The organism is Kordia sp., assembly GCF_045105435.1.
Lineage (GTDB): Bacteria > Bacteroidota > Bacteroidia > Flavobacteriales > Flavobacteriaceae > Kordia.
Map to the genome: position 1 here is coordinate 13576 of NZ_JBGCDL010000047.1, position 12820 is coordinate 26395.

Consider the following 12820-nt stretch of genomic DNA (forward strand, 5'->3'; position numbering starts at 1 on the left):
CGCGATATAACTTTTCACCTTTTGAACGCCAATAATTACACCATGATAAAACATAGTGCTATTGCAGGTATTTTTTATAGGTTTGGAGTTGTTTTGTACTGTTGATACCAACGATGGTTGATAGCACCGTTTTATGGTTTTCTACAAATTGTAAACTACTGATGATTTCCGCATCAATGTCTGTTGCGTTTTCAATGAGTTTCCCGGCAAATAAAGGTCGTATTGCAATGAAAGGAACGGAATCGGCGAATTCTTGGTATTCCAATTCTCCTTTGTTTAAATACGTTACTAAACCATCTACCTGATTTAATTCTAGTACTTTTTTGGCAAAGTTTACAGAGTATGGGAAGCTGAAGGAGGTTTTTATTTTACCTTTCTTTTTTAAGTCTTCTATACTACTTGTAATTTCTTCTTGCTGATCTACTAAGGTTTGCAAGCGATCTGCATCGTTTATAGGTTTTGATCGCACCAACCATTGCAATACATCTATACAATCTGTTTGCAATGTTTTTAGTTGCTTGTCTACGCGTTCTTCTAATATTTTAGCGGAAAACGCATCGTCTTCAAAATGTGGAGAAGATAGTTTTACAATGTGCTTGACATGTTTTCCTTTTCCAGATTTTTCCAATGCTTTTGAATATAGCTCATACGAACTATATTCAAAAGATGAATGGTGTGTGTGTATTCCTATTTCGTGCCCTTCATTGATGATATTGACAACTTGATTTACTGTCAATTGTTTGTCATGAAATCGCATCGTACCAAGCGTAAGTTTGCTTAGGTTTAGGGTTTGTTTTATTCTTTCCACTTAAATCCTGTTTTCCAGATAAAACGGTCGTCTGTCTTTCTTACGTCGTATGAAGTTCGTCCATGTAAAACGAGTTCATCCCACCATAATACAGCTTCTCCTGGGTTAAGTGTTACTTGCTCAATCATGTGCGAATGCGCCACGTAGTTTTGTAAAAAGTCGAAAAAATCTTTGTTTAACGCTTTGTTTTCCTCAGTTTCTTCTTTGTCTACACAGTAAAAGTTGAAGTTAAAGTGAATGAGTCCATCTTCTTTGATGTCGATGATTTTTTCGGTACGTTCTTCACCTGCTTTTTTGTAACGAACTGGCGTTGATTTTAGTTTTGCAAGTAATTCAGGAGCGTTTTCCTCCATGTATTCTATAAGTACATCACCATCAATAAATGTAGTTGCGCCACCTTTTACAGCTTTATTGATGCTATAGAATAACATGATATCCGCAGGATCTTCAATGTATGATTCGTCCGTGTGTAATGGTTGTGCATTTTTACTGTGTCGGTATGCAGAAAGATCTGGAATATCGGCATCATAGCGAATTTCCAACCATTTTTCGTGTGTTTGTGCGCCTTCATTTTTGAAGTCTTCTCCAATATTGATAGGAATTCCTATTTCATCAGTAAGGACTTCATAAAATGCACGAAGGTCACCTAAATACCATTCAGGAACTACTTTCACAACTTTGTTGTTTTTTAAAACTTCCTTTACTGTTTTTGCAGCTTCAACAGGATCATTTGTTCTTAATTTAACATCAGTTATAAACTCCATAATTTTTTGATTTAATTTATACTTCTAATTAACATGAAAGCTTCAGCGGCGTGTTTCCCTACTGTTGCTCCTCTAAATTTGGCTAGTGCATCAATGGCAACTACCGATCGAGAATGAGGAAATTCTTTTAACTGGCTTTCAAATTTACGCATTGCCTCTATTTTTAGCTCAATATAATTTGAGATATCTTCAAAAACATTTGGGATAAAGGCATCATCACCGAAAGGTGCGCCCCATTCTGTCTCTGATAAGGTTTCATAACAGTAAATATTTTGTACGGAACAATTGTTTACTGGTTTTATAGCTACTAAAGAAGATTCAAATACCATTCTGTGGTCTTTGTGAAGATCTCCTCTGTGTGGCAAATATACCGTTTCTGGTTGGTATGTTTTTACAATTTCCGAAACCGCATTCGATATTTTATACGAAGGCGTTTGGTCTAGTATGGGTGCAGGAAAGTCAAAGAATATAGTTTCTGAGACTCCTAAGAATTCGTGTGCTACTTTGGCTTCGGTACGTATTACTTGTACGTCTGCTGCTGAGTATAGTTCTTCGGCACCTTTTGTGACTACTAATACTCTCACCTCATCACCATTTGCTATGTGTTTAGCTATGACTCCTCCACATCCTAATATTTCATCATCTGCATGAGGTGCTATTACTAGAATTTTCATTTTAATTTATTTTTTAATTGTTGTATTTCCTTTTTTAGTTTGAAAAGTTCTAAGTCTATGTAGTATCCTAGTTTTTGTCCGACTTTTAGTTTTTCTTCTAATTGATTTCCTTTAAAATCAAATAATTCGTATTCGGTTAGCCACAATAATCCGTCGCCTGTTTGCACTAAGGCATCGCCATGTTCATTTACATCTAAAATTCTTCCTGTAACTCCCGTAATTTTTAGATTTTTTTCGGGTCTGGCTTTCCAAATAAGTACGCGTATGTTTTCTTTGAACGAAAATGCGCCTGGATGCGGCCTTGAAGAAGCTCTGATGAGTTTGTATATTTCTATGGCAGGTGTTTCCCAACTGATACAACCATCATTTGGCGCTCTTCTGCCGTAATAGTTTGCTATGTTGTCATTTTGCGGCACAGCTTTTATGGTTCCTTCTTTTAGTTGTGGCAACCAATTGTCTAATGCTTTGTTGATGGCATCAATCATTTTTAGTTCAAAGTCTTCCGCATAGTCGTCTTTGCCAATGTCAAATAATTGTTGTGCTAGGATTGGACCACTGTCTACTCCATCATCAATAAGAAAAAAATTAGCTCCAGCCTGTTTTTCATTTAAGATAGACCAAGCTATTGGCGCTCTTCCTCTTCCTCTTGGCAAACTCGTTGGATGAAACCCAACAACTCCGTGTGTGGCACTATTGATGAGATCGTCACCAATAAGCTGTGAAAGTCCTACTACAAATAGTAAATCTGGTTTCCAGCTTTTTACTTGTGCAACAATGGTTTCGTCATTTATTTTTACAAATGGTTTGTAATCTAAATCATTTTCGAGCGCAACGGGTTTTAGTAATGTGTATGCGCTTACATTTTTGAGAGAAGCGGGTTCGTATCCTAATACACCAACAATATCCATTTGATGGGCTACAAGCTTTTTTAGCGTTGTGAGTGTGGAAGATACTGCGCCTGCAATTACAATTCTCATCGGTTTTATTTTTTAAATTTTTCTTCTCCTAGAAGTACGACTGCAAAAGTCTTAAAAATGATTTTAATATCGTTGATGAAACTGATATTTTCAACATATTTTCTATCAAAAACCCATCTTTCTTTCCACGCTAAGTGAATGTTTCCGTTTACTTGCGAAAGTCCTGTTAAACCAGGTCGTACTGTAAGTCTGTGTTGCGCATTTTCATCAAAGTGTTCTTCTACAGCCGGTAATACAGGTCTTGGTCCTACAATAGACATATCGCCGTTGATGACATTTATGATTTGCGCGAGTTCGTCAATTTTGAATCTTCTGATGAATTTTCCAATAGTAGTCACATTTTTATCATTTTTAAACACCTGTTTGTTTACCGAGAAACCTTTGTTTACATACATAGATCTGAATTTATGCAACCTGAATAGTTCTCCGTTTTTCCCAATACGTTCTTGCGAATAGAATATAGATCCTTTACTTGAAGTATATATTAATATGCCGACAATTAAGAATAAAGGGAATAGTATTATTAGAGTAACAACTCCAACAAATACGTCTAGGATTCTTTTAAAATATCTTTTATACATTTATTTAAAATTCTTTTCTATTTCAGAAATATAGGTATCTGCCAGCCTATTTCTATCAAAATTTTCTTTGGCGTAAAAGTAGCCATTATCGCCCATTTTGTCAAACATATTGTCTGAATTGATCGCTTCTATTATTTTGGCTGCTATATCTTTAGCGTTTTCTGGTTCTACACATATTCCGCATTTAGCTTCTTCTATTAAATCTTTTGATATTCCTTCAATTGCTAATAGAATTGGTTTTTTGCATGACATGTAGTCAAATGTTTTGTTGGAATAGATTGTTTTGAATGTATCAATCCGTTTTAGTACCGATGCGCCCATGTCTGACGAGAGTATGTATTTGAATACTTCTCTTTTGGATACTGGATCTCGGAAGATGACTTGTGCTTGTAGGTTTCTTTTTGCTACTTCACTTTGCAGCATTTCTTTTTGCATTCCCGAACCTATGAGTTGAAATACCACATTGGTTTCTCGTAAGTGTTCGGCAGCATCTACCAATTGAATTAGATGATTTGCAACTCCGTGCGCACCAACATAGGTAATGACAAATTTGTCTTGCAATCCTAGTTCTTTTTTGAAAGCAGGTGCATCAAAGTCTTTTTGTATTTCTTCCGCCAAGGTAAAATCGGCTGCATTTGGAATGAAGATGATTTTTTCTGCAGGTACGTTTTTGTCCTTGATGAGTTTGTCTCTAAATGCAGGTGTTAATACATTGATGAGTCGCGCTCGTTTGTACATGAATTTTTCAAACCAATAGGCAAATTTGATGATGATTTTGTTTTTTAATACACCTGTGTCAATAGCTGATTCTGGCCACAAATCTCTAATTTCAAATACAAACGGAATTCGCTTGAATAGATAGAGTACATACGCCGTAATTCCCACAAATAGTGGTGGCGACGTTACTAGAATGGCATCAAACTTTTTTCCCCTGGTTTTGAATAAACCTGCATAAATACTTGAAAATACAAACGAAAAGTATGCCCAAAGTCTTCCTAAGAAGCTGACGTTGTAACTTTCAGATACGTGACAACGAATGACATCCACGCCATCATAGAAACCTTTATCTTTAAACGTGTATTTACCTTTGTATTTTGGATTCTTTTTTCCTGTTGTATAGTGTACCATTCCTGCCAAGACGGTAATTTCATGTCCTTGCTCTGACCACATTTTTGTCATCTCGTTGAAGCGCGATCCGCCGCCTTCATCTTTTTCTAGAAATGCTTGGTGTATTAGTAATATTTTCATCAGGTATGCTTATATGTTTATCTCAATTGAGGTGTTTAGGCTACTTCGATTCGTTTTGAATGTGATTCGAAGCGATTTTTCTTTGATTCCATAGTAACCAGAAAACCATTTTTCTTCTACTAGCGGTTCTAATATGTTTCCTTGATCGTCTTTGGTGATGATGTTCACTTTGTCAAAATAATCGGGATGTACATGCCAATATTGATATATGGAATGGTCTTTTTTGTTTTGAACCGTATCTTGAATATCCCAACGATTTTTGCTCGCTGTTTTGGTTACTTTTCTATGGTGTGTAATGTTGTTTCCTAGCTGTGCAAATGCTTTGATGTTTCCGTCAAATTCATACGCGTTTTCCTTTTTTTGAAGCTTTGCAGCAGCTTTTTTTACCCAGTAAAACCAAATAAATCGGCTTCCTTTTAGCATTTGGTCAGCTTTGCCAACACTTACCGTATTGTGTCCTTCGCAACCATTGAAATAAGCAAGTTCTTCTTTTGTGGTGTTGTATTTGTACGATCCGCTATCGCGTAAATAGTTGATTCCGTTTGCCCAAATATCAATGTGTAAGTTATCGGACTGAAAAGGTCGGTCTTTGTGTTTTCCACATCGGATAAACGTTTTTGTAGTTTCGTCTTGAATGATGTAATAGCCACCTTTTTCAAATGGATTTAACGTATTGGACGCTTTGTATGGTTTAAGTTCGGGTTGTATGCCGTACCAATGCGCACTTTCTGATTTGTTGTAGGTATAGCCGTTTAGCACAGCTCTTAAATCATCTAGCTGCGACGTATATATTCTGTAATCGTCATTGGTGAGTTTAAAGAATAGCGCGCCATCATTGGAACCGTAATTTGGTAATTTTCCGCTTACAGGATCGAGCGAAGCATCTAAGAAATTGAGTGATTTTTGCGCTCTGTCGTATACTTTCGGATCAAATTTTTCATTGTTGAGTCTGGAAAGTTGAATTCCCCACGTTAATAATTGCACTACTACTCGGTGATAGTTCATTGAAAATTGTAAGAAAGTACCATCTTCATATACTTGATACGCCACTTCTTGCTCAAACCATTTTTTACCGTGCTTGCTCCATTTGTCAACATCTGGCATGAATGGAAAAAGTTTCGCCGAAAGGTATAACATTAAGGTTTCTGTAATGGCGTGATTGTTTCGCACCGTAATACGAGAAAAGTTAATGTTATGGTATACGTGATGGAGTTTCCAATAGACGTTGTGCATTATTTTTTGGAATAATGCTTCGGTTAGGTTTGGTGAATCTTTGTAATAATACAACGCAAACATCCAATTCATGATACGCAAACTTGCTTCTTGACTGCATTTGTAGTTTGGCCCTTGATTGATTGGATTTTTTTCGATGAAGTCTTCTATTTCGCTGAATACAAATTTTGACTGATCTTCCTCAAAGTGATAATCGTACCGAATGATGTCGTATAAGTAGGAGAATCGCGCTTTTTCCCAAACGTATTTGATATCGCCTGCTTCTTTGGATAAGTCTTCAATTTCCGACCAATGTTTGTTGATGTCGTATTGATGTCCCGTGGAAGGATTTACAATCCAACTGTAGTCTTTGCCAAGATCGAGTTTTGATTTGTTGAAAAAGGTAAATACGCCTTTTTGAATTTCTTCATACGTTTCTTTGAGTGATTCCGTAGGTTGTTTTGGCAACTTTGAAATGTCTTTTCCGTAGAAAAAGAATGGCGGTAAGTTGTTTTTCCAATCTTCTAGTGTTGTGAATTTTTTTTCTGTCGGATTGGTTGGAAATACTTTTTTTTGCCAGCCAAGTTTTGATTTGACTGTATAAAAGATTCTAAAAAAAAGATAGCGTGCGCCCATGTTTGAGATAAAGTTGGCTATCTTTTTTACTTTTTGAATCATTTGGTATGTATTTATTTTTTTATGTCTCTATTTCGATTGTGTTTGCTGCTGTAAGTATTGGTCGCCAATTTCATTAAGATGTTTGTCTATAATGTAGTATTGTCTTCCATCGGCTTCCGCTTGCGGCTTGCGTTGTATGTCACCATTTAAAAACCCAACAATGGTTTCTACAAAGTTTTTGGTCATAATCGGTTCAAAACGAGCACGCAACGATTTTATGTTTTCGTTCTCAATAAGTTTTACATCAAATACTTTTAAGATATCGCCTGTGTCTACACCTTTGTCCATAAAATGCACGGTAAAACCAATATTATCGAAGTCTTTTTTGAATATAGGCCATTCTACCACGTCCATTCCTCTGTATTCAGGAAGTTTTCCCATGTGACAGTTAAATACGCCTGCGCCTGCATTGTCTAAGATGTTTTTTCGGATCAATCCGCCACCGGTAAATACAGTTGCATCTACTTGTTTTTCTTTGAGTTTGTCTTCAACAAATTTCGTGTTTAAATCGTCCACAAAACACACTTCTACACCTTTTGCTTCCAGCTCTTTTACATTTTTTAGTGTGATGTTTTCTTTTTTGCGATAGTCCACGATTGTTTCAATATTCGCGAAAGCATCATACGCTTTATTTTTGAGTACGAGTTTTTTCCAGATTTTTTTTAGGAGACGTACACCATCTCTGGAGAATTCGTCCTTAAATCTTGATAGTGTGAACTTTTTTACAAAAACCACCTCAATTTTTATATCGTTCCGCATCAATAATTCACTCACTGATGTAGAATATAAACTTGCTGGATTTGGAGAAATGATCGCAACTTTTTTTTGCATCTTAATCGTTTTATAAATTCTTGATTAGGTTGTGTACTGCAATGATATTGTACGAGTATTGCACGTTGAATGTACTGTTTAGAAAACCTTGTTTTGATAATGCTTTTTTTCGCAACAGCTTTAGTGCAACGCTTAAATAACGACTGTCATTTGTAACCGTGTAATATTCTAATAGTAAAGTAATTATGTTTTGTATAAACGTAACTCTTTGTTCTTTGTTGGTATAGTTTTTTTGAATGCGTTCTTCTACACTGCTGAGTCTGAATTCAAGAAAGCGGTATATTTTTTTGCACCAAAATTGATGATTTTCATTGGCAGCATCAAGATTGGCTCTTAGTGCTATAATGTCATCTGTTTTAATGGTTTTGAAGTATTTGTATTTTGGTAATGTAGCATCAATTGAGGCATTATTTTTACAGGCACTGTCCTGCATGCCAATTTTTTTATGGAATGCTTCGTTACAATAAACTAGCTGCGCCTGATTTTTTTTCAGATTTGCTTGATGCGCTTCAATTTTTGAGAATAATGTATCAGTCATTGATTTTGTATGTATACGATTTACCATCTACTTTCGTAAGTGCTTCAAAGAATAACGGAAAGCTATCACTGCTTTGTTCGCCATCGGCAAAGGCAATAACGCCCCATTTGAAGTAGCGCATTGGTAGCCTATCTTTTTTAAATTTTGCAAGCTCTGTCCAAGTTTCTAAATCTTTGGTAACGAGCAAATGTGCATAGTTATCAATGACACCATCACCTATTTCTACACTTGAAGCCGCCATGTAATACCCATCTGTGAGTTCTTTTACATACCAAACAGGTCCTGGAAATGCTTCTTTTTTAGTGATTTTATACGTTTTTCTGTCCATTTCGTAATGGTAGCTTCTTTCAATCGGCGAATCCATAATCCAATGTACCGAGTTTTTTTGAAAGATGATACTTACCGTACGATAGGTTTGACTTCCATCGCCAATTTTTTCATTGTTGGTAAAATTGGCATCTGATTTCATCACGATATTTTCGTTTTCAAAATCGCCCGTAAGCGTCCATATTTTGTCTTCGTATGTATCGTAATAGCAACCGTGAATGTGTTTTATTTCTCCTGCTGGGAATTGGTAAATGACTTCCCACGATTGCCCATTGTCTGAACTTTTGTAGACATTTACGGGTTTGCGTTCGCCATTGTTTCCGTATTCACCAAAAAACATTTCTCCTTGCTTGTTGGTACACATGGATTGATGCAATATGTTTCTACAGTTTTTTAGTGTGAGCGTTTCTTTTAATTCATTTGTTTCCAAATTGTAGCTATACACTTTGTACTTTCTGATGAGTACTAGAAATTTTCCTGCGGTAAACACATTGCATTTATCTAATCGTAATGCACGTCTTGACAAGCGAAAAAGTCCAAATACGTTATCGACCAAACCTGAAGGTAATTTTACCGTACAGTTATAGCCGTTGTATTTAACTTTTACTTTGTTAAATTTACTCGAAATGATATCACTTCCACTGTAATAATGTACAACTTCCGTGCTTGGTATTTTGTTTATTTTTTCAAGATTCATGGCTTATTCAGTCACATCGACCCACTGCTTTGTTTTTAAACTTTCTATTGCTGCAAAACTAGCTTTGGTAGCGTTTACTACATCTTCAAAAGGCATGATTGGATCTCCACCTTCTTTTAAGAACGTCATTAGTTTGTTGAATTGATTTTTGTGTCCCTTGTTTAGCTTCGTCTTCATCTTTTTAAACCCTTTGATGTTGTATCCTTTGGTTTGCCTGAAGTTATCCATGATAAGTGTACTTTCGTTGAAGTATACTTCTAAACGTTCTTTAGAGTAGCTTTTTGCTCCGTTAGAGAAATAGTTTACGACACCTGTAGAACCGTTTTCATATTTTAATAGAATACTAGCGTTGTCAGTGTTTTCAGCTGGATTTTCTCCCATAGCGTTCATCATTACCGATTTTACTTTGCTTCCCGTTAGGTACGAGATTAAATCAATGTAATGTACACCTTCTGCAATGATTCGCCCACCGTTTACATCCATATCGTGAAACCACATTTCGTACGGAATGTGTCCTGCGTTCATGGTAGCCACAACGTTTAATACATTGTTCCCTACCAAGCTTTTCATTTTTTCAATGTGTGGCGAAAAACGTCTATTGAACCCAACTGTAATCGAGTTTTTATTGTCTTTTGCATAGTACGCATCCATTACGGCTTGTAGTCCTTCTGGATTGATTGCCAATGGTTTTTCAACAAATACATGCTTGTTGTGTTTTAGTGTTTCTAACACCATTGGTACGTGATGATTTGGACGCGTGGTAATCATTACCATGTTTACCTCATCATCTGTCAACATTTCTTTGTTTTCTGTAACGCTGTATGCGATGTTGTGTTTTTTAGCGAGTTCTGTTCCGTTTACACCACCAGAAGATGAAATGTATTTAAGATCAGCGGCAGAACCTTTAAGTGCAGGAAGTAATGTCATTTTTGCAAAGTTTCCAGCGCCAATAATTCCAACGGTACTTTTAGAAGCTGCGAATGATTTTTCGTGAACTTTTACTTTTCTTGATAATGACTTTTCTCCTTCTTTGTATTTTATGATCGATGCAATAGATTTTGAACTTCCTATGTCGCCATAGATTTTGTCAAAGTCTTCTAAATCGACTACTTCTGATATTAATTCTTCTACTTGTAGTTTTCCTGTAGAGATGAGTTTTAATACAGCTTCAAAGTTTCGTTTTTCTGTCCAACGTACAAATGGCAATGGATAATCGGTACCATTTATTTCGTATTCATCGTCATATCTACCTGGTCCGTACGAACAAGATACTTGGAAACTTAATTCTTTTTCGTAGAAGTCTGGACGTGCAATGTTAAGTCCTATGATTCCTACCAATACAATTCTACCTCTTTTACGGCTCATGTTTGCCGCATCTTTGATGATTGCATTTGTTTTAGCTGAAGCGGTAATAATTACTGCATCTGCTCCAACTTGGTTGGTAGCATTCATCACTACATTTACAGGATTGTTTCCTTTTGCAGGATTGAAAGCTTGGATTCCTTTGCTGTTTGCAATGGCTACTTTGTTATCATCAAGATCGTACCCAATTACATTACAACCGTTTGCTACTAACATTTCTGCTGTTAGTAAACCTACCAATCCTAAACCAATGACTACAATTGTTTCTCCTAGTGTTGGTTTTACTAAACGAATTCCTTGCAATCCAATGGCTCCAATTACTGTAAATACAGCTTCTTCGTCACTGATATTGTCTGGAATATGTGCTACTAAATTTTTAGGGATTGAAACAAATTCGGCATGTTGTCCGTTAGAAACAACTCGGTCGCCTACTTTAAAGTCATCAACTCCAGCACCAACTTCTATTACTTTACCTACATTACAATATCCAAGTGGTAATGGTTGTTCTAGTTTGCTAAAAACAGCTTCTAGTGTTGGCATTAAACCTTCTGATTTAATTTTATCCAATACCATTTTCACTTTGTCTGGTTGTTGTCTTGCCTTTTGGATTAGGGAAGCTTTACCAAATTCAACTAGCATTCGCTCAGTTCCAAGTGAAACTAAACTTCTAGTCGTTTGAATGAGTACTTGGCCTGCTTTTACCTTTGGAGCGGGTAATTCTGCTAAGTCAGTAACTCCAGTTTTAAAAGACTGTAATATTTGTTTCATGAAGATATTGTATTTAATTTAGTATTCGTTTTTTTTAGTTTTAGTCGTATACTCGTTAAGAAGTATATGAGTAAAAACGGTATTAATGATATAAAGAATCTTGAGTAAAACCCAAGAAATTCAGCATAGTAAAACATTGTAGCAAACATAATTGCCGTAAAGAACGATGTTATTCTTACAATGATATATTTTGATCGGTTTAGTCTCCGCAGCAAGAATCCTACAAAAATTGCAATGGCTACTGGAAAGATAATCATTCCAACCACGCCATAATTCATTTGCAACTCAGTAAAATATCCTGTAGTTAGTGATGAGTTTCTTTCGCCACCTATTACATAACTACCTGGATCAATCATATTTTTTAGTTTTGGTCCAGCTCCAAGCGGTTTATTGGGCCACAAACTTCTTGGAATAGGATTTGTAAATCCTGCCACATAGGTTTGTCCCCATAGTTTTTCATGCTTGTTTTCAAGAAGCCACAAAATGTTTTCGTGATTTCCGAAGGCTCCGTTTAGCGATTTTACTAAGGAGTATTCAAATTCTTTGTGTCGTGATGCGTACAAAGCATATCGTTCTTTTCCGATATTAAAAAATAATGTAAAGGCAAAGATAAGCGCCAAAAAGATGGAACCTATTATTTTTGCTTGCTTTTTGCTAAGCTTGGTATTCAACATTCTATTATTGATAATCCAAGCACCACCAATAATAAGTAACATGGTAAATATTGAGTTTCTGTTACTGTTTAAGGTGTAATATGTAATACTTAGCGCGGTAGATATGATGGTAAAGAAAAGTGCTTTTCGTTTTATTTTTTTCTTAGTTGACAAGAAGTAACAGAAGATGAATATAAACGCAGAAAGGTAGGTCCAGTGTGCAAATAGTATTTGTATTCCTTTTCCTTGCCCGTGACTGATACGATCTCTTAGGTATTCGGTAACACCAATAGATAAAATTCCAGATAGGTTGTTGTATGCAAAGTATGCTCCTACTAAAAAGATCAAGATGTTGATATTGATAATTCTGTTGAGCTCTCTGTTTCTTCCTTTTACGTCTTTAAATACTTGATAGTAATCTAATTTGAATCTTGAGAAAAAGACCATGTATATTAATTGCCCAACGACAACAAGTATGATGGATATTAATATGGTAATTGTACTGTATTCTTCTTGATACCTGTAGTAATCAGCATTTATCTGCATTAACGGTAACAAGAGGTGAATTATAGCAAAGAAAAGTGTAGCCAAAACGAGTGGATTTGAGTAAATGGCTCCAACCCCTCTTTGGATAATGAAATAGGCGGTAAAGCCTAAGACAAAGATTAATAATATTGCTAATAGTATAATCACGCTGTGTCT

The 12820-nt window shown here is 35.9% G+C and carries 12 protein-coding genes; all 12 read right to left on the reverse strand.

The genetic code is table 11. The features are described from left to right. Positions 1 to 58 precede the first annotated feature (58 nt). The 12 genes from AB8B65_RS02070 to AB8B65_RS02125 are packed head-to-tail and all read right to left on the reverse strand — an operon-like array spanning position 59 to position 12811. On the reverse strand, positions 59 to 808 hold the full coding sequence (locus tag AB8B65_RS02070; protein WP_405299140.1) for an aldo/keto reductase: 750 nt from the start codon (positions 806 to 808) through the stop codon (positions 59 to 61). Further along, positions 796 to 1572: a TauD/TfdA family dioxygenase gene (locus AB8B65_RS02075; protein WP_405299141.1), complete on the reverse strand. Its 777-nt coding sequence runs from the start codon at positions 1570 to 1572 to the stop codon at positions 796 to 798. Before AB8B65_RS02075 ends, AB8B65_RS02070 begins: the two co-directional genes overlap by 13 nt. 11 nt (positions 1573 to 1583) lie before the next feature. Continuing rightward, complete coding sequence (locus AB8B65_RS02080) at positions 1584 to 2246, reverse strand: PIG-L deacetylase family protein (RefSeq protein ID WP_405299142.1); 663 nt, start codon at positions 2244 to 2246, stop codon at positions 1584 to 1586. Continuing rightward, complete coding sequence (locus tag AB8B65_RS02085; RefSeq protein WP_405299143.1) at positions 2243 to 3223, reverse strand: methionyl-tRNA formyltransferase; 981 nt, start codon at positions 3221 to 3223, stop codon at positions 2243 to 2245. The genes AB8B65_RS02080 and AB8B65_RS02085 overlap by 4 nt, the downstream gene beginning before the upstream one ends. Positions 3224 to 3228: 5 nt before the next feature. Further along, positions 3229 to 3804 (reverse strand): sugar transferase, encoded by a 576-nt coding sequence (locus AB8B65_RS02090; protein WP_405299144.1) that lies wholly within the window; start codon positions 3802 to 3804, stop codon positions 3229 to 3231. Next, a complete protein-coding gene (locus AB8B65_RS02095; protein WP_405299145.1) occupies positions 3805 to 5052 on the reverse strand; it encodes a glycosyltransferase family 4 protein in 1248 nt (415 codons plus the stop codon). 9 nt (positions 5053 to 5061) lie between these two features. Further along, positions 5062 to 6942 (reverse strand): alginate lyase family protein, encoded by a 1881-nt coding sequence (locus AB8B65_RS02100; protein WP_405299146.1) that lies wholly within the window; start codon positions 6940 to 6942, stop codon positions 5062 to 5064. A gap of 27 nt (positions 6943 to 6969) precedes the next feature. After that, the gene (locus AB8B65_RS02105; RefSeq protein WP_405299147.1) at positions 6970 to 7773 is read right to left on the reverse strand and encodes a formyltransferase family protein; all 804 of its coding nucleotides are present in this window, start codon (positions 7771 to 7773) and stop codon (positions 6970 to 6972) included. 10 nt (positions 7774 to 7783) lie between these two features. After that, on the reverse strand, positions 7784 to 8311 hold the full coding sequence (locus AB8B65_RS02110; protein ID WP_405299148.1) for a hypothetical protein: 528 nt from the start codon (positions 8309 to 8311) through the stop codon (positions 7784 to 7786). After that, on the reverse strand, positions 8304 to 9335 hold the full coding sequence (locus tag AB8B65_RS02115; RefSeq protein WP_405299149.1) for a hypothetical protein: 1032 nt from the start codon (positions 9333 to 9335) through the stop codon (positions 8304 to 8306). Before AB8B65_RS02115 ends, AB8B65_RS02110 begins: the two co-directional genes overlap by 8 nt. A 3-nt stretch (positions 9336 to 9338) precedes the next feature. After that, entirely contained in the window at positions 9339 to 11465 is a 2127-nt protein-coding gene (locus tag AB8B65_RS02120; protein WP_405299150.1) for a bi-domain-containing oxidoreductase, read from the reverse strand. Then, a complete protein-coding gene (locus AB8B65_RS02125) occupies positions 11462 to 12811 on the reverse strand; it encodes an O-antigen polymerase (RefSeq protein ID WP_405299151.1) in 1350 nt (449 codons plus the stop codon). Before AB8B65_RS02125 ends, AB8B65_RS02120 begins: the two co-directional genes overlap by 4 nt. Positions 12812 to 12820 lie beyond the last annotated feature (9 nt).

Bases quoted from the DNA above. Each gene is read 5' to 3' on its own strand.
- AB8B65_RS02100 (WP_405299146.1), bottom strand. From the start codon at position 6,942: ATGATTCAAAAAGTAAAAAAGATAGCCAACTTTATCTCAAACATGGGC.
- AB8B65_RS02105 (WP_405299147.1), bottom strand. From the start codon at position 7,773: ATGCAAAAAAAAGTTGCGATCATTTCTCCAAATCCAGCAAGTTTATAT.
- AB8B65_RS02115 (WP_405299149.1), bottom strand. From the start codon at position 9,335: ATGAATCTTGAAAAAATAAACAAAATACCAAGCACGGAAGTTGTACAT.
- AB8B65_RS02080 (WP_405299142.1), bottom strand. From the start codon at position 2,246: ATGAAAATTCTAGTAATAGCACCTCATGCAGATGATGAAATATTAGGA.
- AB8B65_RS02085 (WP_405299143.1), bottom strand. From the start codon at position 3,223: ATGAGAATTGTAATTGCAGGCGCAGTATCTTCCACACTCACAACGCTA.
- AB8B65_RS02120 (WP_405299150.1), bottom strand. From the start codon at position 11,465: ATGAAACAAATATTACAGTCTTTTAAAACTGGAGTTACTGACTTAGCA.
- AB8B65_RS02075 (WP_405299141.1), bottom strand. From the start codon at position 1,572: ATGGAGTTTATAACTGATGTTAAATTAAGAACAAATGATCCTGTTGAA.
- AB8B65_RS02090 (WP_405299144.1), bottom strand. From the start codon at position 3,804: ATGTATAAAAGATATTTTAAAAGAATCCTAGACGTATTTGTTGGAGTT.
- AB8B65_RS02095 (WP_405299145.1), bottom strand. From the start codon at position 5,052: ATGAAAATATTACTAATACACCAAGCATTTCTAGAAAAAGATGAAGGC.
- AB8B65_RS02110 (WP_405299148.1), bottom strand. From the start codon at position 8,311: ATGACTGATACATTATTCTCAAAAATTGAAGCGCATCAAGCAAATCTG.